Annotated in this window: 26 protein-coding genes and 1 tRNA gene; 10 read left to right on the top strand and 17 right to left on the bottom strand. The window is 62.5% G+C overall.

Annotated features, from left to right (window positions below; genetic code table 11):
* Positions 1 to 16 precede the first annotated feature (16 nt).
* The 8 genes from LPA34_RS27090 to LPA34_RS17025 form a co-directional block, all read right to left on the bottom strand.
* Positions 17 to 223, bottom strand: a complete 207-nt coding sequence (locus LPA34_RS27090) for a helix-turn-helix transcriptional regulator (protein WP_411179002.1) — start codon at positions 221 to 223, stop codon at positions 17 to 19.
* 143 nt (positions 224 to 366) lie between these two features.
* Positions 367 to 747, bottom strand: coding sequence for a hypothetical protein (locus tag LPA34_RS17055; protein WP_228980213.1), 381 nt, complete (start codon positions 745 to 747; stop codon positions 367 to 369).
* A gap of 230 nt (positions 748 to 977) precedes the next feature.
* A complete protein-coding gene (locus LPA34_RS17050) occupies positions 978 to 2,180 on the bottom strand; it encodes a tyrosine-type recombinase/integrase (protein WP_228980211.1) in 1,203 nt (400 codons plus the stop codon).
* Between the two features lie 163 nt (positions 2,181 to 2,343).
* Positions 2,344 to 2,419 (bottom strand) — tRNA-Ala (locus tag LPA34_RS17045).
* Between the two features lie 66 nt (positions 2,420 to 2,485).
* Complete coding sequence (locus tag LPA34_RS17040) at positions 2,486 to 2,863, bottom strand: c-type cytochrome (protein ID WP_407672591.1); 378 nt, start codon at positions 2,861 to 2,863, stop codon at positions 2,486 to 2,488.
* Positions 2,860 to 3,657 carry a BON domain-containing protein gene (locus LPA34_RS17035; RefSeq protein WP_228980209.1) on the bottom strand — a complete coding sequence of 266 codons (798 nt, stop codon included), beginning with the start codon at positions 3,655 to 3,657 and terminating at the stop codon, positions 2,860 to 2,862. Before LPA34_RS17035 ends, LPA34_RS17040 begins: the two co-directional genes overlap by 4 nt.
* An 18-nt stretch (positions 3,658 to 3,675) precedes the next feature.
* Positions 3,676 to 4,263 carry a phosphoheptose isomerase gene (locus tag LPA34_RS17030; protein WP_228980207.1) on the bottom strand — a complete coding sequence of 196 codons (588 nt, stop codon included), beginning with the start codon at positions 4,261 to 4,263 and terminating at the stop codon, positions 3,676 to 3,678.
* A 192-nt stretch (positions 4,264 to 4,455) separates the two neighbouring features.
* Positions 4,456 to 4,935, bottom strand: coding sequence for a YraN family protein (locus LPA34_RS17025; RefSeq protein ID WP_228980205.1), 480 nt, complete (start codon positions 4,933 to 4,935; stop codon positions 4,456 to 4,458).
* Here LPA34_RS17025 and rsmI point away from each other — a divergent pair.
* On the top strand, positions 4,934 to 5,830 hold the full coding sequence (rsmI, locus tag LPA34_RS17020; RefSeq protein ID WP_228980203.1) for a 16S rRNA (cytidine(1402)-2'-O)-methyltransferase: 897 nt from the start codon (positions 4,934 to 4,936) through the stop codon (positions 5,828 to 5,830). The genes LPA34_RS17025 and rsmI overlap by 2 nt on opposite strands.
* A 49-nt stretch (positions 5,831 to 5,879) precedes the next feature.
* Here rsmI and LPA34_RS17015 read toward each other — a convergent pair whose 3' ends face one another.
* Positions 5,880 to 6,488: a septal ring lytic transglycosylase RlpA family protein gene (locus LPA34_RS17015; protein WP_407672590.1), complete on the bottom strand. Its 609-nt coding sequence runs from the start codon at positions 6,486 to 6,488 to the stop codon at positions 5,880 to 5,882.
* Positions 6,489 to 7,114: 626 nt separating this feature from the next.
* On the opposite strand from LPA34_RS17015, the gene LPA34_RS17010 reads away from it, so the two are divergent.
* The 3 genes from LPA34_RS17010 (at position 7,115) to LPA34_RS17000 (ending at position 8,939) form a co-directional block, all read left to right on the top strand.
* Positions 7,115 to 7,759, top strand: a complete 645-nt coding sequence (locus tag LPA34_RS17010) for an MBL fold metallo-hydrolase (protein ID WP_228980242.1) — start codon at positions 7,115 to 7,117, stop codon at positions 7,757 to 7,759.
* On the top strand, positions 7,756 to 8,382 hold the full coding sequence (locus tag LPA34_RS17005; RefSeq protein WP_228980199.1) for a 3'-5' exonuclease family protein: 627 nt from the start codon (positions 7,756 to 7,758) through the stop codon (positions 8,380 to 8,382). The genes LPA34_RS17010 and LPA34_RS17005 overlap by 4 nt, the downstream gene beginning before the upstream one ends.
* A gap of 98 nt (positions 8,383 to 8,480) precedes the next feature.
* Entirely contained in the window at positions 8,481 to 8,939 is a 459-nt protein-coding gene (locus tag LPA34_RS17000; RefSeq protein ID WP_074263115.1) for an Lrp/AsnC family transcriptional regulator, read from the top strand.
* Positions 8,940 to 9,024: 85 nt separating this feature from the next.
* On the opposite strand, the gene LPA34_RS16995 is transcribed toward LPA34_RS17000, so the two are convergent.
* From LPA34_RS16995 to LPA34_RS16985, 3 genes are all read right to left on the bottom strand, one after another.
* On the bottom strand, positions 9,025 to 10,266 hold the full coding sequence (locus LPA34_RS16995) for a cation diffusion facilitator family transporter (RefSeq protein WP_228980197.1): 1,242 nt from the start codon (positions 10,264 to 10,266) through the stop codon (positions 9,025 to 9,027).
* A gap of 277 nt (positions 10,267 to 10,543) precedes the next feature.
* Positions 10,544 to 10,843, bottom strand: a complete 300-nt coding sequence (locus tag LPA34_RS16990; protein ID WP_090527228.1) for an H-NS histone family protein — start codon at positions 10,841 to 10,843, stop codon at positions 10,544 to 10,546.
* A 392-nt stretch (positions 10,844 to 11,235) separates the two neighbouring features.
* Complete coding sequence (locus LPA34_RS16985; RefSeq protein ID WP_228980195.1) at positions 11,236 to 11,898, bottom strand: HugZ family pyridoxamine 5'-phosphate oxidase; 663 nt, start codon at positions 11,896 to 11,898, stop codon at positions 11,236 to 11,238.
* Positions 11,899 to 12,071: 173 nt separating this feature from the next.
* On the opposite strand from LPA34_RS16985, the gene LPA34_RS16980 reads away from it, so the two are divergent.
* On the top strand, positions 12,072 to 13,283 hold the full coding sequence (locus tag LPA34_RS16980) for an MFS transporter (RefSeq protein ID WP_228980193.1): 1,212 nt from the start codon (positions 12,072 to 12,074) through the stop codon (positions 13,281 to 13,283).
* Between the two features lie 158 nt (positions 13,284 to 13,441).
* Here LPA34_RS16980 and LPA34_RS16975 read toward each other — a convergent pair whose 3' ends face one another.
* A complete protein-coding gene (locus LPA34_RS16975) occupies positions 13,442 to 14,587 on the bottom strand; it encodes a branched-chain amino acid ABC transporter substrate-binding protein (protein ID WP_228980191.1) in 1,146 nt (381 codons plus the stop codon).
* Positions 14,588 to 15,165: 578 nt separating this feature from the next.
* On the opposite strand from LPA34_RS16975, the gene LPA34_RS16970 reads away from it, so the two are divergent.
* On the top strand, positions 15,166 to 15,864 hold the full coding sequence (locus LPA34_RS16970) for a dienelactone hydrolase family protein (RefSeq protein WP_228980188.1): 699 nt from the start codon (positions 15,166 to 15,168) through the stop codon (positions 15,862 to 15,864).
* 159 nt (positions 15,865 to 16,023) lie between these two features.
* Positions 16,024 to 17,541 (top strand): amidase, encoded by a 1,518-nt coding sequence (locus tag LPA34_RS16965; RefSeq protein WP_228980186.1) that lies wholly within the window; start codon positions 16,024 to 16,026, stop codon positions 17,539 to 17,541.
* 54 nt (positions 17,542 to 17,595) lie between these two features.
* Here LPA34_RS16965 and LPA34_RS16960 read toward each other — a convergent pair whose 3' ends face one another.
* Positions 17,596 to 18,876, bottom strand: a complete 1,281-nt coding sequence (locus LPA34_RS16960; RefSeq protein WP_228980184.1) for an MFS transporter — start codon at positions 18,874 to 18,876, stop codon at positions 17,596 to 17,598.
* Here LPA34_RS16960 and LPA34_RS16955 point away from each other — a divergent pair.
* On the top strand, positions 18,836 to 19,138 hold the full coding sequence (locus LPA34_RS16955) for a hypothetical protein (RefSeq protein ID WP_228980182.1): 303 nt from the start codon (positions 18,836 to 18,838) through the stop codon (positions 19,136 to 19,138). The genes LPA34_RS16960 and LPA34_RS16955 overlap by 41 nt on opposite strands.
* Before the next feature lie 70 nt (positions 19,139 to 19,208).
* Here the strand turns inward: LPA34_RS16955 and LPA34_RS16950 are convergent, their stop codons facing one another.
* The 3 genes from LPA34_RS16950 to LPA34_RS16940 form a co-directional block, all read right to left on the bottom strand.
* Positions 19,209 to 19,520 (bottom strand): high-potential iron-sulfur protein, encoded by a 312-nt coding sequence (locus LPA34_RS16950; protein ID WP_228980180.1) that lies wholly within the window; start codon positions 19,518 to 19,520, stop codon positions 19,209 to 19,211.
* A gap of 210 nt (positions 19,521 to 19,730) precedes the next feature.
* Positions 19,731 to 20,837, bottom strand: a complete 1,107-nt coding sequence (locus LPA34_RS16945) for an NAD(P)/FAD-dependent oxidoreductase (RefSeq protein WP_228980177.1) — start codon at positions 20,835 to 20,837, stop codon at positions 19,731 to 19,733.
* A 365-nt stretch (positions 20,838 to 21,202) separates the two neighbouring features.
* Positions 21,203 to 22,180 carry an AAA family ATPase gene (locus tag LPA34_RS16940; protein WP_228980176.1) on the bottom strand — a complete coding sequence of 326 codons (978 nt, stop codon included), beginning with the start codon at positions 22,178 to 22,180 and terminating at the stop codon, positions 21,203 to 21,205.
* Between the two features lie 365 nt (positions 22,181 to 22,545).
* Here LPA34_RS16940 and LPA34_RS16935 point away from each other — a divergent pair, with 365 nt between their 5' ends.
* Together LPA34_RS16935 and LPA34_RS16930 are read left to right on the top strand one after the other, a co-directional pair.
* The gene (locus LPA34_RS16935) at positions 22,546 to 23,052 is read left to right on the top strand and encodes a hypothetical protein (RefSeq protein ID WP_228980174.1); all 507 of its coding nucleotides are present in this window, start codon (positions 22,546 to 22,548) and stop codon (positions 23,050 to 23,052) included.
* A gap of 31 nt (positions 23,053 to 23,083) precedes the next feature.
* Positions 23,084 to 23,881 (top strand): endonuclease/exonuclease/phosphatase family protein, encoded by a 798-nt coding sequence (locus LPA34_RS16930; RefSeq protein ID WP_228980172.1) that lies wholly within the window; start codon positions 23,084 to 23,086, stop codon positions 23,879 to 23,881.
* The last annotated feature ends 11 nt before the right edge of the window (positions 23,882 to 23,892 follow it).

Raw genomic sequence — 23,892 nt, 5'->3', positions numbered from 1 at the left:
TGCAATCCTAAGTAATTTAATCAAAATGGTGTTCGAGCCAAGCATCCAATTCATGCTCCAGAAAAACAGGGGAACGCGGACCGAGATACAACGGACGCGGAAACGTCGGATCGTTTTTCACGCGATCCCAGAGCCAGCTCTTCTGCCGGGAAAATTTAGTATAGGTCTGCTTGGGACTAAGGCACCTTGCGCCGGCTGGAACGTTGCGCGATCGGGTTGTCATGCTTTCGCCTCCGCGAACAAAGCCAGCTCCGGAAATCGGCCTTGTTCGCACGGTTTGGGAATATCGCGGAGCGTGGCGACATTCTCTCTTCGATACCCTAGAAAAAACAAACCTCGCGGTGGCGCGCTATCACATTGAAAATGTTATGTTTTTTTGGGCCGCCCCAGCTTCCCACGGTACCCCATTCGATTGAGAAACCGCGCCACCGTTTGCTCTTCCGGCATGGCAGGTAGAGTCATCGCCAGCGTGACGAGTTCCTGAAACGATAACAACTCGTCACCATATCCGTTCAGGTGCGCTTGTACCAAGCGCACCAGCCCTATTGCACGTCTTTGCCACACGGCGGCACCGTAACTTGCCGGTAGCGTCAGGCGATTCCTCTTGGTGGCCAGTTGCGCCTCTAGCTGCTTGCGCCTCGCTCGACCATACCTGCCCGTGACCACCTTTTTTTCCAGTTCGGCACGCAGGGCATCGATCTGCAACGATACATACCAAGCCTCCCGGTATTCCTTATCCGGCGACATCCATGCTCTCCTCGGGTTTATGCATTGATGAACAGCGCGGCTGTAAATCTCCGCGCCCGGAGGGCTGCCGGACTGCTCTCCTTCGACTCACAGAACAGCCCGAACCAGTCATCCGACATCCGCTTGATCGGATCAAATCGGATTCAAATGTATCGGAGTACGAACTATATGCCGCGAACCGGACAAAGCGCAACATCCGTAACTTAATACTGCTCGCGACTAGTTCGCGTTTAGGGTGATCGGAATGATCTGGGCACCCCTCTCAGCCGGTCGAGATAGTCGGCCCACTGCTGCATCATGACCCGACGCTCGGCCAGAAATCGGGTGCGGTTATAGGCGGTGCCCAAGGCGTCAGGCACCTTATGCGCAAGCTGGTGCTCGATCACCTCCGGCTTCACATGAAGCTCCTCGTGCAGGATCGTGCGCGCCATTGCCCGGAAGCCGTGCCCGGTAATCTCGGTCTTGGTGTCGTAACCCATACGCCGCAGGGCCGCATTAATTGCCGCCCCGCTCATCGGCTTGTGCGGATCACGACCCGGAAACACATAGCGCCGCTGCCCGGTCAGCGCATGCAGGTCGCGCAGGATTGCGCCCCCCCGCACCGGCAGAGGAACCAGGTGTTCTGTCTTGGTCTTTGTGACTAGATAGCGCCATTCGGCCTTGTCTAGATCGAAGGCAGCCCACTCCGCCGTCCTGAGTTCGCCGGGTCGCACGAAGAGCATGGGCGCCACCTGCAACGCGCACTTGACGATAAACGTGCCCCGGAACGCCTCAATTGCGCGCAGGAGTTCAGCAACCTGCACGGGGTCGGTGAGGGCGGGGAAATTTTCATGCTTGACCGGCGCGAGGGCGCCCCGCAGGTCGCCCGAGGGATCCCGTTCGGCCCGCCCCGTCGCCACGGCGTACCGAAAAACCTGCCCACAGTTCTGCTTTGCCCGCAGAGCAGTGTCGAGTGCACCCCGCTCCTCGATCCGGCGCAGCACCGTGAGCAGTTCGGGGGCCGTGACCTCCGCAATCGGTCGCGCTCCGAGCCACGGGAAAACGTCGTTTTGCAGCCGCTGGATGACCTTGCTGGAATGGCTTTCGGCCCACGCGGGCTTGAACTTGGCAAACCACTCACGGGCAATCACCTCGAACGAGTCGGCCGCGCGCCCTACCTTGGAGGCCTTCTCGGCCTTGCGGGTTGCGCCAGGATCGGCACCTTTCGCAAGTTGCTTGCGGGCGTCGTCTCGCCGCTCCCTCGCGTCCTTCAGGCTCACTTCCGGGTAGGCGCCCAACGCCAACAGCTTTTCCTTGCCGTCGAAGCGGTATTTAAGACGCCACAACTTGCCGCCCGTTGGGGCGACCAGCAAGAAGAGCCCTCCGCCGTCGAAAAGTTTGCGAGGCTTTGCGCCGGGCTTGGTGCTGCGGATCGTTGTATCGGCAAGGGCCATGGGGGTATTACCTTCCGGCGTTAGGCTAATACCCCAAAGAGTACCCCCAACTTCGGAAGGATTTGATCGGAGTATCCCGGCCATTATAGGCGATAAAAAACCCCGCGAGCCTTGCTGGCTGCGGGGTTTCGGAAACTACTCTGGAGTTGCTTGGAGTATTAAGTGGTGGAGCGGATGAGGATCGAACTCACGACCTTCGCATTGCGAACGCGACGCTCTCCCAGCTGAGCTACCGCCCCAACGACTCATGATTTTAGCACAACGTTTTTCGGTTTTGCGACGCCTTCAACCAGCCTTGCGCCCCGTCATTTCGACGAAGGCGCGCCGGCCAGCACCCACTCGACCACCGCGCGGACATCCGCATCGCTCATCGACGGATGAGCCGGCATCGGAATCGCGCCCCAGACGCCGGACCCACCGTCTTTCACCTTCTTCACGAGTTTCGTGGTCGCGAGCGGGTCGCCCTTGTACCTGCTCGCGATCTGCCGGAACGACGGCCCGACGAGCTTGCGGTCGACGGTGTGGCATCCCATGCACGCGTTACCCTGCGCGACGGTCAACCCGCGTGGCGTGTCGGCCGCGAGCGCGGGTGCGGACACAAAAAGCGACGCGGCAAGGCTGACGCCAGCACACGCTGCGATCACGGCCGGTCCGCCGCGCATCAGGCGATCGGCCATCTTCACGGCGTGGTCGCGTTCGGATTACCCGGATGCACCGAATTCGAGTTCATCACGGGCGCCGGCGGCTGTGTGTCGAGCGGACGCGAAGTGACCGACGAATCCGGCACCGCGCCGACGGTCGGAGGGTTGACCGGCGGCTGCGCCGCATCCGTCCCGCTCGCTGCGGCCGCTGCAGCAGTGGCCGCGGCAGCTTCCTGCGGCAGGATGTACTGGAACACCTTCACAACCTGCGTGACACCTGACACGCGACTCGCGACGTCCGCACCGCGGTTGCCCTCGTCGACGGTAACGAGGCCCATCAGATAGATATTGCCCCGTTCGCAGACGACCTTGTAGTTGTTCGCCGAGATGCCCTTTTCGGCGATCAGCGCCGTCTTCACGCGGCCTTCCAGATACGTGTCGTTCGTGCGCGACGAGTACGAGCTTGCTGGTGCAATCGCCAGTTCGTTGACGATCGCGTTCACGTTGTTGATATTGCGCACGACGGCTTCGGCCTTCTGCTTCGACGCGTCGTCCGGCACTTCGCCGGTAATCAGCACGCGACGGTTGAACACGGTCACGTTGATATGCGACGAGTCCGGCACGTTGTCGCTGATCTGCGTGAGCGCCTTCACCTGAATCTCACGATCCTCGGTCTGCGCGCCCAGCGTGCGACGATCCGTGGCCACCAGCGCGCCGCCGCCCGCCGCGCCCGCCACAGCCAGGAAGCAGCCCTGCAGCGTCGCGGAGAGTCCCGCCGCGAAACCGACCACGAGGACAGTTCTCACCAGTGTTTTCTTGACGCGGAATGCGCTCATCAACCTGTTCCCCTTAGATTAGTCTTCGCCCAGCAACATGGCATCGATGCCATCGCACAGACAATGGACGGTCAGCAAATGCACTTCCTGAATACGTGCCGTTCTGTCGGACGGCACGCAGATGTGAATGTCGGTATCCGAAAGCATTTCGTTCATGCGCCCGCCGCCTTTCCCCGTGAGCGCGACGACGATCATTTCGCGCTCGTGCGCATCGTCGATGGCGGCGAGCACGTTCGCCGAATTGCCCGACGTGGTGATCGCGAGCAGGACGTCGCCAGGCTGGCCCAGCGCGCGGACCTGCTTCGAGAAAATCTGGTCGAACGAATAGTCGTTGGCAATCGCGGTGATCACCGACGAATCGGTGCTCAGCGCGATCGCCGGCAAACCTGGCCGCTCGCGTTCGAAGCGACCGATGAGTTCCGCGGCGAAGTGCTGCGCGTCCGCCGCCGAGCCACCGTTGCCACACGCAAGAATGCGATTGCCGTTGGCAAGCGCGGTGAACATCGTATCGACCGCCGCGGCGATCGGCATCGACAATGTTTCGAGTGCTTCGAGCTTGACTGCCGCGCTATCACGGAAGTGTTGTTGAATGCGTTCGACTGACATCGAGTCTCTATCTTGTACTGCAAATTTAGCCTGCATCGAGGCACGCAGGGATGCACGCGTCACATGATTCCGGCAATCCGGTCAACGCATGCGATGGGGACAACCATCATGGGCGCGACATCGTGCAAAACGATGGCAACCCGCACGCGTTCGCAAGTTTAGCGTACTCAGGCGCGCAATCAGAACGTTAGCTCACACTTCGTCGGCGCGAAACGCATCGCGCAACCACACAAGCCGCCCGGCTTCGAATGCAACCACGTCGAACCGGCACGCCGCAGTACCTGACGTGCGCGTTGCCAGATAGTGCTGCGCAGCGTGCACGATACGCCGCTTCTTCTGCCACCCGACGCTCGCCGCCGCGCCGCCATGGCGCCGCTGACTGCGCGCGCGAACCTCGACGAACACCAGCGTGCCATCGCGATCACGCATCACGAGGTCGATCTCGCCGCCTCGACACAACACGTTGCGCGCAACGAAGCGCAGACGCTGACGCTGCAGGAAAGTGAGCGCGTGCGCTTCGAATGCCGCTCCGACGACATTGGACCGCTGGTATCCTGAAAAGTTGTCCACGGCGCGGGGCGCACCGGTGTGTTCACGCGTGTGCCCCGGAACCTGGGGCTGCGCGTGGCACAATGTCGGCCTTGCTTCGTCTGTCTGTGTCTTCTGCTTCATGACTCCTCTCACCGAACTTGCGCAAGGGCAGCAATATCCTGCCGCCGCGCTGTATGTGGTCGCGACACCGATCGGCAACGTGGCCGACATCACGGTGCGCGCACTGCACGTGCTTGGACTCGTGGACCGCATCGCCGCCGAAGACACACGCAACACCGGCCAGCTCCTCGCGCGCTACGGCATCTCGAAGCCGCTCATTGCCGTGCATCAGCACAACGAAAGCGCCGCCGCGCACCGCGTGATCGAGCATCTGCAGGCGGGCGAACGCGTAGCCTGCGTGTCGGACGCGGGCACGCCCGGCATTTCGGACCCGGGCGCAAAACTCGTCGATGCGGTGCGCGAAGCCGGCTATCCCGTCATTCCACTGCCAGGCGCCAGCGCGCTTGCCACGGCACTGAGCGCCGCAGGCGACTGGGTTGCCACGTTCTCGTTTATCGGCTTTCTGCCGCCCAGGGCAAAGCAGCGCGCAGCCGCGCTCGCCGAACTTGCCGCTCACCCTTACGCGCTGGTGTTTTACGAAGCGCCGCATCGCATCGTCGAAACAGTCGAGGCGCTCGCCGAAGCATTCGGCGGTAGCCGCCGGCTGCTCATCGCACGTGAGCTGACGAAGTTACATGAGTCGCTACACCGCTGCACCCTGGCCGAAGGGCCAACGTGGCTGGCGGCCGATCCGAACCGTCAGCGCGGTGAGTTCGTGGTGGTGGTGGAAGGCGCACCGCGCGAAGCGTCGGGTGAGACCGATCACGATGCCCTGCTCAGCATCCTGATGGAAGAAATGTCGGTAAGCAGCGCCGCAAAAGTGGCGGCCGCCATCACGGGCACATCGCGCAACGCGCTGTACACGCGCGCGCTTGCGCTCAGGAAAGATCAAGGGCCGCACGGTGGCGGCCCTTAGTTGAAGCGTTCACTCGCTGACACAGGTTCAACGAACCCGTACTTCCAGCTTACTTGTCCGCGCCGGAGGGATTCATGGCCAGCGTTTCGTTATTCAGCGCAGCGCGCGCTTCCTGCGGCGACAACCCTTCAATCGTCACGCGCGCGGTGCCAACGTGCTCCATGTTGAGCGCCGTCGCAGCCGCATACGAAAGATCGATCACACGGCCGCGCACGAACGGACCGCGATCGTTGATGCGAACCACGACCGAGCGCGACGTCGCCGGATTCGTCACACGGACATAGGAACCGAGCGGCAGCGTCTTGTGCGCCGCGGTGAGCGCGTGCATGTTATAGCGCTCGCCATTGGCCGTCTTGCGGCCATGGAAGAAGCGGCCGTACCACGAGGCCCGTCCGGTCTGGTGGAAGTCCGAAACGTCGGGACTCTTGTCGTCGAGCGGCGTGGCATCGGCGAGCGACTTGCCGCCATCAGCGGACGGCTTGCCGAAGGTCGTAGTCGTACCGAACGACTGCGGCACGCCGTTGCTGGCCGTGCGCGCATCCTTCGTGGCCAGCGGCGCGCCGCTGGTCTGGGTGGCCGGACCAGGTGGCATCGCGCACCCGGTCATGACCAGAAAAGCCAAAAGACTCCCGATACGTCGAGGTAGTCGAGTGTTCATAAGACGTGTATTCACATTGTCGAGCCGCATCTCGCGATCGCTGCGAGTTGCCTGCGACTCCGGCGGCAAGGACAAAGCAAAACGCTGCGCCTTTTTGCGCAGAGCTTCGAAAGCCCGGATGCGACATACTCTGCCGCTACCGCACGGTTAGTTTTCACGTCTGGCGCAACCTGTCCCCGGCAGCCTGACCAGACCCCACAAGCCGCCATCGAACGTGGCAATCACGTTCTTGCACGCCAGAAACGGCGGGCAGGAACGGCGGCGTAGGCCCCATCCAGCGGCACGGCAGCTAGGCCGTTGCAGACGCGTTGCGCCTGGCTGGACAAGACGTGCGCATCGACCTCAGTCGATGCTTGATTTGCCGTCAAAACAGCACGGCACAAACTTGACGGCGATTAAAAACACCCGCTCAAAAAAGGGTGACATATCGCCAATTGACAGCACGGCTTCCGTGCATGATGTACTCATTATACCCAAAACACATTGTTGGCGCCCTGGACCACCCCGATCCGTCATTCATTTTCACTATGGATGTAAAAATGGGCATTGTCGATATGCCGTCTGGCCGGGCGGCGGCGACTTCCGGCGGCCGGTACAATCGGGCTTTTGCAGCGGCCCGCGTCCTTATGAAAGTCACCCTGATTCCTGTCACCCCGTTCCAGCAGAACAGCTCGCTGCTTGTTTGCGAAGCGACCGGGCGCGCTGCTGTGGTCGACCCTGGCGGCGACCTCGACATCATCCAGCGGGAGGTCGAGCGGCAGAACGTGACGGTCGAAAAGGTGCTGCTTACCCACGGCCATATCGACCACTGCGCCGGCGCGAAAACGCTGGCCGATCATTACGGCGTGAAGATCGAGGGGCCACACGAAGACGAGCGCTTCTGGATCGACCAGCTGCCGGCACAGAGCGCGCGCTTCGGCTTTCCCGCAGCGCAGGCGTTCGTGCCCGACCGCTGGCTGCAGGACGGCGAAACGGTGAGCTTTGGCAATGAAACGCTCGAGGTGTACCACTGCCCGGGGCATACGCCGGGCCATGTGATCTTCTTCAGCCGCGGGCATCGGCTTGCGATCGTCGGTGATGTGCTGTTCGCCGGCTCGATTGGCCGCACCGATTTTCCACGCGGCAATCACGGCGACCTGATTCGCGCGATCCGCGAAAAACTCTGGCCGCTCGGCGACGACGTGACATTCGTGCCCGGTCACGGGCCAACATCGACGTTCGGCGCCGAACGCCGCACGAATCCGTACGTCGCGGACGGAGCCAACGCATGACCGCCGAAATCTATGTGAGCACGGATGTCGAAGCGGACGGCCCGATTCCCGGTCCGCATTCCATGTTGAGTTTCGCCTCGGCGGCCTACACCGCCGACAAAAAGCTGATCGCCACATTTTCCGCGAACCTGGCGTTGCTGGAAGGCGCGGCGCCGCATCCGGTGCAGGCCGCGTGGTGGCAAACCCAGCCGGACGCATGGGCGGCATGCCGCAAGGACCTGCAGCAACCCGACTCGGCGCTCAATGCCTACGTCGAATGGGTCGAGGCGCTGCCCGGCAAGCCCGTGTTCGTCGCGATGCCGGCGGGCTTCGATTTCACGTTCATGTTCTGGTACATGATGCGCTTCACGGGGCGCTGTCCCTTCTCGTGGTCCGCGCTCGATATCAAGACGCTCGCGTTCGCGATGACGGGGCTGCCGTACCGCAAGTGCATCAAGCCACGCTTTCCGAAGCACTGGTTCGACGACCACCCGCACACGCATGTCGCGCTGGACGACGCGATCGAACAGGGCGCGCTTTTCTGCAACATGCTGGCGGAATTGCGCGCCGCGCAACAATCCGCCGCGCAAGCCGCTGATAGGGACGCCTCAGGACAAAACGTCGCCGGTGAACCGGCAAATTAGGTAATCTCCCTCGTCAAGCGCGTTTTACATTGCGTTTCGTTTTTGCGACCTCTACCATTCAGATTCAGGGACATGGCGACGCAAAAACGGAGGCGCAGTTGACACTCGATACGTTCTCGCAAAAAATCCTGCGCCTCTTGCAGCTCGATGCACGCCGTTCCGTGCAGGAAATCTCCGATCAGGTCGGGCTGTCGAGCACGCCGTGCTGGCGCCGGATCAAGGATATGGAACAGTCCGGCGTGATCCAGCGCTACACCGCGCTACTCGATCGCGAAAAACTCGGTCTGCACGTCTGCGCACTTGCGCACATCCATCTCACGCGCCACACGGAAGGCGGCGTCGAACAGTTCGAGCGTGAGATCGCTACCTGCCCCGAAGTCACCGAGTGCTACAGCACAACCGGCGAATCCGACTACATCCTTAAAATCGTGGCGCCCGACATCAAGGCGTACGACGCGTTTCTGCATGAGCGCATCTTCAAGATTCCCGCCGTCGCGCAGGTGCGTACGAGCGTCGTGTTGCGCGAAATCAAGTTCGATACGCAATTGCCGCTTTAAACGCGCGTCGACCACCGCGCCATTGAACTGATCGTCGCATCGCGACGCGCGGATTGCACTCATGTGCGGGGCGGTATTGGCCGCTTCAATCCGCGTCGTGACGCTCGTGTTCGAGAGGTTGCGCGTCCGGCGCCACCGATGCGCCCGATGGTGCCGCTGACGCATCGACCACCGTCAGCGCCCGCGCGACGCTCAACCTTCGCGCGCCGAGCCTGCGCTTCAGGCCGGCCAGATCGAGCGATCCGGCAAGCTCGACACCCTCCGAGACATGACCGTCGTCGGTAGCGGGAGGCAACGTCACCTCGACATCCAGTCCTGTACTGAGATAGTGAAGATTGATCGCCTGTGGCTTCATCTGATGCGCCGCAAACGCCGCTTCGATTTCGGTGACGATCTGCGCGCGCGGCGGCAGATTGACCGGCGGCCTCGCGAGGGCATCGTTTTCGGGATCGACATGAATCAGCGCATCGAGCACGCGCTGGTCTTTCAGCACCCGGATGCGCGCCGATTCAGCGATGTAATGCCCTTCCGAAACCGAAATGCCCGGATCGACCAGAATGTGCGCGTCGACGAGCGCGAAATCGCCCATCTTGCGTGTGCGCAGTTCGTGCACGTCACGCACGCCGGGCGTGGCCATCAGGAGCGCGCGCACGTCGTCGGCGGAGGCTTCGTCGAGTGCGCGGTCGGACAGATCCTGGAGCGCCTCCCAGCCGAATACCCAGCCCATGCGGGCAACCATGAAGCCGACGATCGCCGCCGCGATCGGATCGAGCAGACGCACACCCGCAAGGCTTCCGAGAATACCGAGCGCGACGACCAGCGACGACGCCGCGTCCGAGCGCGCGTGCCACGCGTTGGCGATGAGCATGGCCGAGCGCACGCGCTTCGCCTCGCGCAACATGTAGTGAAAGAGGCTTTCCTTCGAAACGAGCACCACCACCGCGATGACGAACGCGCTGATATGGACGGCCGGAATATCGTCGAGACTGGCGAGACGCGTTCCGGCACGCCACAACATGCCAACGCCCACAGCGATCAGCAATCCGCCGAGAAACAGCGACGCCACGGTTTCATAGCGGCTGTGCCCGTAATTGTGATCGGCGTCGGGTTTCGCGCCGCTATGCCGGTTCGCGAGCAGGACGATGAAATCGGAAACCAGATCGGCGAGCGAATGCACGCCGTCCGCAACGAGCGCCTGCGAATGGGCAATCACACCAATCGTAATCTGGAACGACATCAGCACGGCATTGAGCACGATACTGACGAACGTGCTCCGGCGTGCAACCTGATGCTTTTCCGCGGAAGAATCGACGGCGGTGAGCGGCATACAAAATGAAAGGAAAATATTGAACGTGTTCATTTTACCGGGCATCGCGTGACAGGGAAGTTAATTATAAAAATTTCCCTTTCAAATCAGCCGGTTATAAAAACACGAAGCATTCGTATTCCGATCGCCTGAGGAATACCAGCAGCGTAGCGTGTGAGCGGTGCGTCAAAACGCGGGCAATAAAAAACCGCACTCCTTGCGGTAGCGCGGTTTTCCCGGTGCGGCAATCGTTTAGCGATTCGGACGCTGCATGGCAACGGATCGAAACAGGATGTGCCTATCGTGCGATCAGAAACTTTTCGCGGTCCTTGCCTGCAATCCAGCGCGGTGGCTTGCCACGGCCGGACCAGGTGCTGCCGCTATCCGGATCGCGATATTTCGGCGCCACGCCAGCGCGCGGACGACCAACCTTTGCAGCCTTCCCACGACCGCCGCCGAGCTCGGCAAGCGTAATACCGTAGTCAGCCATTTTCTGCTTGATTTCGTTCAGCACTTCCGCATATTCACGCGACTTCGCTTCTTCGATCTGCTTTTCCAGCTTCTCTCGCTGAGCGAGTAGTTCCTTGTACGAAGACATAGATTCCCTTGTGGTTCGGTTAATTGGCGGCCGGTCTTTTGCCTGCTCGCTGTAAGTAGATGTTCATGCCTCGGAATTTTGCTGGCGAGATTAACACAAAATAGAAACAGGAGAAAAGCCGTTGAAGAAAATTATTATTGTCCGTTTCAGAATACTTCACGTGTTGCCTTCACGTTCACGAATCTGGCATTTGGCAGCAATTCATATTTCACTGAAGAAAATTGCGAGTCATCTCATGAATATCACGATTACTTCTCAAATCATGAAAATAAGTCCAGATATTTAACCGCAACATCTCATCCCATGGGAACTTTCCCCGGTATCAAGGTAAACAATGGTGCGGTCACCAACCTTCAAACCGCTTGTTTAGGTGTTTTCCCGAAACAAGGCATTTAATCGGCGTGTCGCTCGATGCAGTCCGCCAGCGCGTCGTGCAAGCTGGCGGAATCCAGTTTCGGCGCGTCGAACATAAAGCGCGTGCGATGGCCGCCGATTTTCAGGTCGGCGCCGTAACGATCGATACCCGCGAGGTCGAGTTCGCCGCCGCGCCCCGGATGGTGATCGAAGAATTCCGTCAACGCGGATTCTTCATCCGGTGAGAGTGGATCGAGCGGGTCGAGATCGCCCGCGTCGAGCCAGCCCATCGCGCCAAAGCCGCCGATATAGCGTATCCGCTCCAGCGACATCTGCCAGAACGTGAAATCGCCAAGCGTCAGATACTGTTCAGCGTCCGGGTGATAACGCAGATAGCGCTGCACGCGTTCCGGCGTGGGATCGACCGCTTCGAAGGTCCCGAGCAGCGTGACGCGCGGACTGTTCAGCACATCGCCTTCGGGCGCGTGCACGACCAGGAACCCGGCGCGCGGGTCGGCCTGCAGATTCCGCGTGTGTTCCGCGAGCCGGCTGACGAGGATCGTCGGCCGGTGATTCGCATCGGGTGCGAACGGCAGTACGGTCGGATAGGGATACCCTTGAGGCTGGCGCGCGCGCGTAGCCAGGGTGCCGACGGCGACCTGATGAAGCAGATGCAGCGGCGCGTGTGCGGGAATATTCAAGCGGACGACCTCCGGAAGGGGCGTGAAAACCGCCGGCGCACCGGTTTCAACACGTGCCGGCGGATCGACATGGAAGTAGATAGTAGTTCAGCGGATTCACACGCGGGTCCGCCTGCTTCGATAGAATCGTCATTTCGCTTTCAGCGCGCTTTCTCTTTCAGAACGGAAATTCCGTGTCCGACCGTCCTTCCGCTTTCGCCACCCCGCCCGCCGCCCACAGCAGTCTGCCGGACGCCGCGCGCGAGCGCGCACGCTATGCAACGATGGCGCTCTTCTTCGTCGCCGGCATGATGTACGGCTCGTGGGGTGTTCACGTGCCTACCGTGCGCGACCGTTTCCACCTGAATCCGGCGATGCTGTCTTTCGCGCTGCTGGCCGTCGCGGTCGGATCGATCGTCGCGATGGCGACCAATGCGAAATGGATCGCGCGCGTCGGCACACGGCGAGCGTGCCTGACCGGCGGGCTTGCGATGTCGTTTGCCGGGATGCTGATTCTCGTCGTGCCGATGTACTGGATGTTGCTGGCCGTGCTGGCCGCGTTCGGCGCGGCGATGGCGACGCTCGATGTGGCCATGAACGCCGAAGCCAGCGCGGTCGAGGAAGCACTGGCGCGGCCGATCATGTCGTCGCTGCACGGCGTGTTCAGCGTGGGCGGGATGGCCGGTGCGGTGGTGGGTGGCGCGGTGCTGTCGTGGGGCATGGCGCCGGCGGTGCATCTGCTGCTCGCGGGCGGGCTGTGCGCGCTGGTGCTGGTGGTTGCGTGTCCCGCCGTGCTGCCGCACGTGCCACATCACGAACGGGCCGACGCCGGCACGCCGCGCGTGAACCGCTGGCGCTCGCCGGCGTTGTGGGCACTGGGTGGCATCGCGCTGATCGCGCTGGTGGCCGAGGGCGCGATGTACGACTGGGCGACGGTCTATATGCGCGACGTCGTGCTGTCGACGCCGGCCGTCGCAAGCGCGGCATACGCCGCGTTTTCGGGCGGCATGGCCGCCGCGCGCTTCGCGGGCGACGCTGTGCGTGCGCGTTTTGGCGCGCCGCAACTGATCATGGCGAGCGCATCGCTCGCGTGCGCCGGCATGATCGGCGCACTGCTGCTGCCATACCCGGTGGCCGCGCTAACTGGCTTTACGCTAATGGGTCTCGGGCTCGCGAACATGATGCCGGTGCTGTTCGCGGCGGCCGCGCGCGTCGAAGGCGTCCACGCGGCCGAAGGGCTCGCGCACGTCGCGGGGCTCGCGTACTTCGGGTTGCTGCTCGGACCGGTTGTGATCGGGGGTGTCACGCAGGTGACGAGCCTGCCGATCGGCCTTTCGGTGGTCGCGCTGTGCGCGGCGCTCGTGGCGATCGTCGGCCCCAGGGTGCTGCGCTGGCTGAAAATCTGATTGCCGGCGGCTAGCTGTTGTTCGTCACGCTCTCACGTCGTCATTCGCACGCATCCGGTTCATCGCACCATGAAAAAAGCACGCGAAACTTGCGCTTCGCGTGCCTTTCATGACTTCGCGTGAGACCAGGCAAGCCTGGCCCACATCGAACGCCGGTATTACATCTTCACTACGTCGAGCAGCGTCTTCTTGCCTGCCTTGTAGTTGTACAGCGAGATCACGCCGTGCTTCAGGTCGCCCTTGGAGTCGAACGTGGTTTCGCCGATCACACCCTTGTAGTCGGTGCTCGGCATTTCTGCCAGGATCTTTGCCGGATCCGTCGAGTTCGCACGCTTCATCGCGTCGACAATGATGTACACAGCGTCATACGTGAACGGAGCGTAGATCTGGATCGGCTGACCGAAACGCTTCTGATACTTGGCGAGGAACGCTGCACCGCCAGCCATCTTCTCGAGCGCCATACCGGCTTCCGAGCAGACGATGTTGTCCGTGGCCTCACCGGCGAGGTCCGCCAGCTTGTCGGTACACACGCCGTCACCCGCCAGCACCTTCGCGCGCAGGCCAAGCTGCTTGGCTTGCTTGGCGAACGGGCCGCCGGTTGCATCCATACCGCCGTACATGATCGCGTCCGGGTTTTCGCCCTTGATCTTCGTCAGAATCGCGCGGAAGTCGACAGCCTTGTCGTTCGTCGCGTCATGCGACATCACGTTCATGCCCAGCGACTTGGCGGTCTTTTCGAATTCGTTGGCGAGACCCTGGCCGTAAGCGGTCGAGTCGTCGACGATCGCGACGCTCTTCACTTTCATGCCCTTGGCTGCGTAGTTAGCCAGCGCCGGACCTTGTTGCGCATCGGTTGCAACGACGCGGTAGGTCGTCTTGAAACCCTGTTGCGTGTAAGCCGGGTTCGTTGCCGACGGCGAGATCTGCACGATGCCCGCATCGCTGTAGATCTTCGATGCCGGGATCGACGTGCCCGAGTTCAGGTGGCCCACCACTGCCACAACCTTGTCGTCGACCAGCTTCTGTGCGACCTGCGTAGCCGTACGTGGGTCAGCTGCGTCGTCCTGCGCATCCAGTTCGAGCGTGATTTTCTGGCCGCCGATCGTCAGGCCCTTTGCATTGATTTCCTCAACTGCCAGACGTGCGCCGTTTTCGTTGTCCTTACCCAGGTGGGCGATACCGCCCGTCAGCGGTGCAACGTGACCGATCTTGACGATCGTGTCGGCTGCAGCCGATGTTGCCAACGTCGCGAACAGCATCGCCGCAGCGCTGATCGGCAACAGCTTTTGAATCTTGATGTTCATATAAGTCTCCAGTTTCGGTCCCAAAAACAACGTAATCGCCCTGTGTTCCCCGCTTCCTGCACGTGTCTTCATCCCGTGGACGATCACGCCGGTTGCATCGTTCATGCACTTGGCCAGCACGTCAGCCGGTCTGTTTTTGGCAGATGGCTACCCGTACTTGCGGGCAAGTGTAGGCCATCAAATTAATTTGCGGGAATTTTTTGAGAAAGTGGGATCACTACTAATAGCGTTTATCCCACACGTCTTGAACCGGCGCTTCGCCGCCCCCCGGAAACGCTTGGCCCATGCGGGTTTGCGCGATACAAGGGTTTGCTCTATAAAGATTGCACTAAAGGTTGGCGACGCCATTACCGTTAATGTTTCGAATGCGCCCGCACTGCTTCGATCACTTCGCAAAAGCGGCGAATTTCGTCGTCGGGACGCGCATCATGCCGCCCCGTTGCCGATCCCGCACGCACGACCGGCAGGCGGTCCGTCGCAGCGCGCCCGGGGCCGCTGCAACATGCCGCGTTTGGTGGCACACTGACCGCCCGCTTTTGCCGCCATGGCCATGGCTTCCCCCCTTCAAGGAGATCGATGTGAGCGTGACTTCCCAATGGATCGACATCGCTGCCGGTAATGACAGCTTTCAGGGCTATCTGGCGCTGCCGAAGCGCGGATCGGGTCCGGCCGTCATCATCATTCAGGAAATTTTCGGCGTGAACAGCCACATCCGGGCTGTTGCCGATCAATATGCGCAGGACGGTTACGTCGCGCTTGCGCCGGACATCTTCTGGCGCACGCAGCCGCGCGTGGAACTGACCTACACAGGCGCGGACCGCGACAGGGGCATCGAGATCCTGCAAAAGACGGATGTCGAGCTCGCCGTCGCGGACATCGGCGCGAGCGCCGCGGCGCTGCGCGCGTTGCCGGAGGTGAAAGGCAAGGTCGCGGCGATCGGCTACTGCTTCGGCGGCCGGCTCGCCTATCTCGCGGCCGCGCAGGGCACCATCGACGCAGCCGTGTCCTACTACGGCGGCGGCATCCAGAACCGGCTCGAAGAAGCATCGAAGATCAAGGTGCCAATGCAGTTCCACTACGCCGAACTCGACCACGGTATTCCGATCGATGCGGTGGGCCAGGTGAAGGAGCGCTTCGTCGGTCGCGACGACGTCGAATTCCATCTGTATCCGAACGCCGATCACGGCTTCAACTGCACGGACCGCGATTCGTACAACCCGCGCGCCGCCGCACTCGCGCACGGCCGCACGCTGACGTTCCTCGGCGAGCATCTGTAAGCCGTTTTCATCGCGCGTATCACGCCGAAACCGCCGGCGGCATGATCCGTCATGCCGCCGGCGGCAGCCACGGCGCGCGAGCAGAGGTTAGTCCGGCATTCAATACAGACGTCATCTCGACGCCATACATATCACCATTCATCCGCGGGGGCGCCGGTCGTGCAATCCGATTATCTGTCTCATGACGCCATCGGTCTCGCCGAACTCGTGCGCAAGCGCGAAGTCACCGCGCGTGAGCTGCTGGACACCGCGATCGCCCGCGCCGAAGCGGTCAATCCCGCGATCAACGCGCTCGTGCTGAAAGACTATGACGCCGCGCGCCAGCGCGCGTCCGCGTCCGCATCGGCCGATGCGGCGAACGACGGCGTCCCCCAACACAACGGCGATGCGGGCGGCGCACTCGCCGGTGTGCCTTATCTGATCAAGGATCTCGCACCTGTCGCCGGCCTGCGGATGTCGCTCGGCAGCCGCCACTACCGCTACTTCGTCCCCGCCGAAGACGCGCCCATCGTCACGCTGAGCCGTGCCGCCGGCCTCAATATCTTCGGCAAGACGAGCACATCCGAGATCGGCCAGATGCCCTACACGGAGCCCGAACTGTTCGGCCCGTGCCGCAATCCGTGGAGCCTCGATCACACGCCCGGCGGTTCGAGCGGCGGCGCGGCGGCCGCGGTCGCCGCCGGCATCGTGCCGATCGCGCACGCATCCGACGGCGGCGGCTCGATACGCATTCCCGCGTCCTGCTGCGGGCTGTTCGGCTTCAAGCCGTCACGCGGCAGGCAACCGCCCGCGCCCGTGCAGATGCCCGGCGAACTCGGCGTCGATCACGCCGTGTCGCGCAGCGTGCGCGACAGCGCGTTGCTGCTCGATCTCACCGCCGGCAATGCCGCGCTGCCCCAGGGCGCGCCGGGCACGTTTCTCGGCGCAACTGGTGAGCCGTGCAAGCCGCTTCACATCGCCTACGTCACCGACCCGATGCTCGCACCCGCGCTGTCGGCCGACACACGTGCCGCGCTCGAAGACGCCGCGCAGCTCGCCGCATCGCTGGGTCACCATGTCGAACCCGTTTCGCTGGGGATCGATTTCGACGCTGTCCGGCATGCGTTCCTGACGATCTGGTCGGTGATCGCGAAAGACGTCGTGCTGGACGCGGAGCGCACGACAGGACGCAAACCGCAGCGCGGCGAATTCGAAATTGCTTCGTGGGCGATGGCGCACATCGGCCGCAAGCTCGGCGAGCGTGCATTGCCCGGCGCGCTGGAAGAACAGCAGCGCATTACCGCGAAAATGGCCGACCTGCTGACGCGCTACGACGTGATCCTGTGCGCGACGCTCGCGGCCGCGCCGATCAAGATCGGCGAGATGCTGCCGACGCAGGTCGAACGCATGCAGATGCGCGCGCTCACCACGATGCCCATCGAAGCGCTGATGAAGAAAATGCTGGTGGAAACGTCGAACAAGGCGTTCGCGTGGGCCGGCTGCACCGAACTATTCAATCTGACGGGTCAACCCGCGATGTCGGTGCCGCTTTACTGGAACGCGCGCGGACTGCCCGTCGGCGTGCAGTTCGCAACGCGCGACGGCGGCGAGGCAACGCTCTTTCGTCTTGCCTCGCAACTCGAGGCGGCACGTCCGTGGTTCGATCGCCGTCCGCCGTTGATGCAGGCGCGCGACTGATCGATCGCGCGGATTGCCGTGGTCACGCGCGCGTTCCTCGCGACGCTCGGGATTTCATGCCGGCTTGCGCCGCGCGTCGAGGTCCGCGTGACGCATCGCCGGAATGCATGCCACCGCGACGATCGAAATCGCGAGGCCGCCCATCACGTAGTAAGTCGGCGCGAGCGGCGTATCGGTGGTCTTGATGAGCCATGTCACGAAGAACGGTCCGAAGCCGCCGAACACCATCACCGCGATGTTGTAGGCGAGCGATAACCCGGTGGAGCGCACGTTCGCCGGGAACAGTTCCGCGATCATCGCGCCGAACGGGCCGAAGTAACCCGACAGCGCCACCGAAAGCATCGCCTGCACGAGGATCAGCTTCGAGACGCTCGGCGCGGCTTCGAGCCACGAGAAAAGCGGATAGATCATCACGAGCGTGATGATCAGCGACCACAACGCCAGACCCTTGCGTCCGATGCGATCGGAGAGTGCGCCGGCAACCGGACACAGCACGGTCAGCAGCAGGTTGCCCACGATCAGCGCAAGGAACGGGTCTGCATACGGCAGCTTCAGCTGCTTGACCGCGAACGTCGGCAGATAGCTGATGAGTACATAGATCGTCACCGTCAGCGCGATCACCGAGCCGAGTCCGCACAGGATTTCGCGGCTGTGGCTTTTGAAGACTTCGCCGAGCGTCGCGCGCCGGGCGGTCTGTTTCGCGTGCAGGAACGCTTCGGAATCGGCAAGATTGCGGCGGATATAAAACCCGATCGGTCCGATCACGAGGCCGACGATGAACGGCACGCGCCAGCCCCATGCCCTGAGCGCTTCGGGTGAAAGGCCGCGCGTCACCGCCGCGCCCACTACCGCGCCGAGCAGCAGCGCGGCTGCCTGGCTCGCCATCTGGAAGCTGCCGTAAAAGCCGCGCTTCGAAAACGGCGCGGCTTCGATCAGAAGGGCCGTCGAGCTGCCGAATTCGCCGCCCGCGGAGAAGCCTTGCAACAGCCGGCCCACGACGATCATCACCGGCGCGCCAATGCCGATCGCCGAATACGGCGGTGCGATCGCAAGCAGGAAAATGCCGAGCGTCATCAGCGCGATGACAAGTGAAAGCGCCGCTTTGCGACCCGCGCGATCCGCGTACAGACCCAGCACGATGCCGCCGACCGGCCGCATGACGAACGCGACGCCAAAACTCGCGGTAGTGAGAAGCAGCGACGAATATTCGCTGCCGGAAGGGAAAAACAGTCCGGCGATGACAACCGTGAGGAAGCCGAATACGACGAAGTCGTACCATTCGAGCGCATTGCCGATGACAGCCGCGATCACCGCGCGCGTATTGAGGCTTTTCAACGCCTGTCTCGATGCGCCTTTTGATGCGCTTGTTGATGCTGATGCGACTTTCGGCGCACCCTTCGACGTTTCTTTTGACGCGTGTGCCATCCGGATCTCCAGCCTTCGTAAGGTGTCCCGTCGTGCGTTGCCGCCGGCGGGTCTTGTCACCGGCAAGCGCGTCGATCGCAAATGCCCTGCGAGTGTAAAGATCGTCGTAGGTGTTTTCAACTATAAAAAAGCGCCGGTCGCATTATGCGACCGGCGCCTGCCGATCCGGTGAAACCGCTTCGCGGGGGAGATGCTGCCCTGCTTTTCCGCAAGATCCAGCCGCAGTGCGGCCCGCGAGACGATCAGGCCTTCTTGTTATATGCGCTGCACCAGCCGGTCGCGGCCACCTGCTTGCCGGCGAACATCGGGCAACCGCCATACGGATCGCCCGCCTTGCCCTGGAAGAAGCTGCAGTTTCCGCAGTCCTGGCCGGCCGCGTATTTGGCGAACTTCGCCTTGTCGACCTTGCTCGCGTCTGTCTTGTAGCCGAGCGCCTGCGCGGTCGGATCGTTTTCGGTGACTTTCGGGGCGTCGGCGAACGCCTGGCGGGACAGTGCGAGCGACGACGCAACGCCAAGGCTCGTGATCAGAAACGTACGACGGGATGACTTCATGGGGGACTCACTCCATGTTATTGAACTGAACGCCGTTCTAACGACAGCGGTTTCCAAGAATAACAATGAAGCGGGCACGGGTCAGCCCAAATGTCAGGGATAAGCAAATTCATAGCGGCTGCGCGAATCCGCGCAGCCTCGCGGTTCTGCGTCGTTTCGCCTGCGCCCGGCCTGTCGCAGCCATCGTTCACGCGAAACGCAGCCTGCGGTTCAGGCGCGTCCGGCCAGTTCGCAGACGCGCTGCGCGATCGCCAGCGAGGCCGTCAATCCAGGCGATTCGATACCGAACAGGTTGACGAGTCCGCGCACACCGTGCGCTGCCGGCCCCTGAATCAGGAAATCGGCTGCAGGCTCGCCGGGGCCGGAGAGTTTCGGACGAATGCCCGCATACGCCGGCTGCAGTGCGCCATCCGGCAATTGCGGCCAGTACGCGCGGATCGCGGCGTAAAACGACTCGGCTCGACGCGGATCGACGTCATAGCTGATCGTGTCGACCCATTCGACGTCGGGGCCGAAACGCGCCTGGCCGCCCAGGTCGATCGTCAGATGAACACCGAGCCCGGCATCGTTCGGCATCGGATAGATCAGCCGGCTGAAGGGCGCACGCCCGGACACGCTGAAGTAATTGCCGCGCGCCAGATAGAGCGGCGGCACGTGCCGCGCATCGAGACCACGGATGCTGCACGCGAGCCGGTTCGCCTGCAGGCCGGCGCTGTTGATGACGCATGCGGCGCTGATCGTCGTCGGCGCGACGCCGCCGACCTTGATGACGAAACGTCCGTTGTTCGCCTCGACGGCGTCGACCGGCGCGTGAAACGCGAACATCGCGCCGCTGCGCCCGGCGTCGCCTTGCAGCGCGAGCATCAGTTGATGGCTGTCGACGATGCCCGTCTGCGGCGAGAACACCGCCTCCACGCATTCGAGCGCGGGTTCGAGCGCACGCGCCTCATCGCCGCTGATGCGCACGAGATCAAGTACGCCGTTTTCCTTGCCGCGCGCGAGAATGCTGTCGAGTTGCGGCACCTGGTTGCGCGCCGTCGCGACGAGCAGCTTGCCGCAGCGTTGATGCGGCACACCATGCGTCTCGCAGTAGTCGTAGAGCATTTCGCGGCCGCGCACGCACAGCGACGCCTTGAGCGAGCCGCGCGGGTAATAGAGGCCTGCGTGAATCACTTCGCTGTTGCGCGAGCTCGTTCCGACGCCGATCGCTTCGGCCGCTTCGAGCACGATCACTTCCCGTCCGCGCGCCGCCAGCGCGCGCGCCACGGCGAGGCCGATCACGCCTGCGCCGATTACTACACATTCGATTTGGTCCATGTCCCTTGACGCGAATTTTGCCCGCGCTACCTGATCGACCGATGAATTCCGAAAACAGGATGCGGCCGTTTCGCGCGTCGCACCGCGCGTTGTCGAACGTATCTCCTGTACTGATCAAAATTGTACGTCGGCGTTCAGAACGCGGAATGCAGAATGCCCGCGACCTTGTGGACGGCCGGCTCGCTGGCATCGGCTATCAAAAATCCAGATCGATAAAATAAATTGACTATTTCTGTAAAGAGAATAATCCGGCATCCGGAACGATGAAAAGCGCATGAATCTTTGCCGCCCGGACAGAAAAAACCGCCCGAGAGCGGTTTTTTTGCATAAAACGACGTAAAAACCGGGTCAAACACGACATTTTGTCAAAACCCGATCGGTTTGCGGCGAGCGCCAGAGTCGAGCCGGATATGCGCGACGCCGATCTCGTCGCAACTGTCGATGCGTGCAGCGCCGAAACCATTGAGGATCGCGCGACGCATCTCCCGGGGCGAAGCCTGCGCGAGCGCATCGAGCGTGGCGTCGCCGAGTTCGGCGGGAAAGCGCTGGCCCCAGCCGTGCGCCGAGCGGATCTCGTGATAGATCGCCTGCGCGATCCGGCGCGCGCCGTCGCGGTCGGGCGGCGAAATCTCGTAGACGTTCATGCGGTTCAGGATCGGCTCCGGAATACCGCGCGCACTGTTGGCGGTGGCGATCCAGATCACGTGCGCGGCATTGATCGGCACCTCGGCGAATTCGTCGATGAAGGTCTGCGCCGTGTCGTGCTCCAGCAGTGCATAGAGCGCGCCGAGCGGGTCGTATTGCGCGTCTCCGGTGGCCTTGTCGATTTCGTCGACGGCAATCACCGGGTTCGCGAAAGTACCGCGCACGAGCGCCTCGAACACCTTGCCCGGCTTCGCGTTTTTCCACTGCGACGATGCACCCGACAGAATCCAGCCGGCCGTGAGCGAACTCATCGCCACGTAGTGATACGACGTGCCGAGCAGCCGCGACAGCTGCTTCGCAAAATGCGTCTTGCCGATGCCCGGATCGCCGAGCAGCAGAATCGGCATCAGTTCGAGGCGGTCTTCGGTTTCGAGACACAGCGCGACCTGACGGCGCACGTCGTCGAGCGGCTCCGCGAAGTTGGGCAACGCGCCGATCAGATCGTCGATCGACGGCATCCGGTTCGGCTTCACGCAAAAGCGCAGATTGCCGACCTTCAGCATCATTTCGTAGGTGGCGCGCAGCGCGTCGTTCGCGCCTTCGCTGAGATCGTTCAACGCCGTCTCGACCCGATCGAGGTCATAGACCTGGCTGAACGACGCCACCGCGATTTCCTGTCTGACCATGGCTGTCGTCATCGCTCACCCCGTTTTTGTGCGTATCTGCCGGGCTTTACCGCCGCGGCGACACCGGCATGACGTCGCCTGATTTTCAGTGTATCGAGACCCTGTCCGCTTGCAAGCGAGCAGCCGGAAGGGTGTGCTGCTAACAGCGCCACCGCCCGCGCAGCCGCGCTGAAACCCGTCCGCGGACGGGGGAACGCCGCGTGCGTCCATCGCGAATCAGGTGTCGGAACAGTTGAAGTGCGGCCTGTGCGTCACCACCTGAAACAGGGCGTTGCTGAACCCCGCCCCGTACCCTGTGTCAGAAATCGATTGGCCCGATCGAGCGTAAGATGGGCGCCTGCCCATCCCGCCGGAAGCAGCCTTCCCGGAGATTCTTCATGTGGAAAACCCGCGTCGTCGCCGTGATGTTCGGCACTGCGTCGCTCATGATCCAGACTCACGCCGGGGCGCAGCAGCGCCCCGCGCAGCAGTCGGTGCAGTGGCAGTTACAGGTCGTCAGCGACGGTCAGCAGATCGACGCATTCGATGGCACGACGACCGTCGGCCAGGCGCGCACGGATACGCATCACCACGTGGTGACGCACAACGTCGGCTGCAAGGATGCGCCGGGCGGCAGCATCGATCTGTCCCGCACACTGACCGTTTCGCCACTGCAGGCTTCGGCGACCGAAGTCACGCTCGCGATCGACGCGCAGGAAACCATCGAGGAACCCGGCGCGCGCCAGACGGATACGGGCTGCAAGCTGCCGCCGCAGCCGCGTCGGGTTGCGGCGAGCCATCCCGGGCTGACGGTGCCGGACGGCCAGTGGGTCACCTGGACTATCGTCGACAAGGACCCGACACTGGTCTACCGTGTAAAGGCGAGCCTCGTGACCAACCCCTGACATTGACGAAAGAAGAAGCGGATAACGCGGCATGCGAAACCCCGAAGAACTGATACGCGAGAACGCGCATCCCAAGGATTTCATCGCGGTGAGCTGGAACCTGCACAAAGGTCGCTCGCCGCTTGGCCTGCAGGCCTGGCAGGCGATGCAGCGCTGGGTTCAGTCGACCCACGCGGATGCCTATTTTCTGCAGGAAGCCATGGCGCGGCGGATGCCGTCGCCGGTGCTGTCATCAAATTTCGGCGCGCCGCTGGGCGAGCCCATCGACGATATCTGGCATTGCCAGGCCACCGAAATCGCGAGTTCGCTGCAATTGCAGATCGCGCTCGGCACCAATGTGTTCAAGCCTTCGTGGCGACACGGCAATGCCATTCTGTCGCCCCATCCGCTCGATCTGGGCGGACGCTGGGACATTTCCGCACATCGCTTCGAGCGGCGCGGCCTGCTGGTTGCGCGCGCGACGTTTGCCGGTCACTCGGTGACGCTGCTGTGCGCGCACCTCGCGCTGACGCGCGCCGCCCGGCTGCGTCAGATGAACTGGATCGCGCACTGGATCGCGAAGGAAGCGCCGACCGGCCCGCTCGTGCTCGCCGGCGATTTCAACGACTGGCGCAACGATTCCGTGCCGCTTTTCGCCGAACACGGCCTGCACGAAGTCGCGACGCTGCTCGGCGAATCCGCGCGCACGTTCCCGGCGTTCTCACCGGCGCTCGCGCTCGACAAGATGTTCGTGCGCGACATGAAGCCGATCGAATGGATCCAGCCTGCGCAGGAAACCGCGTGGCTGTCGGATCATCTGCCGTATATGGCGCGGCTTCAGGTGGGTTGAGGCGCTTGTAA

The sequence above is a fragment of the Paraburkholderia gardini genome, assembly GCF_907164575.1.
GTDB lineage: Bacteria > Pseudomonadota > Gammaproteobacteria > Burkholderiales > Burkholderiaceae > Paraburkholderia > Paraburkholderia gardini.
Note: the sequence above shows the minus strand (reverse complement) of the source record. Positions and strands in the feature narration are given on the sequence as shown.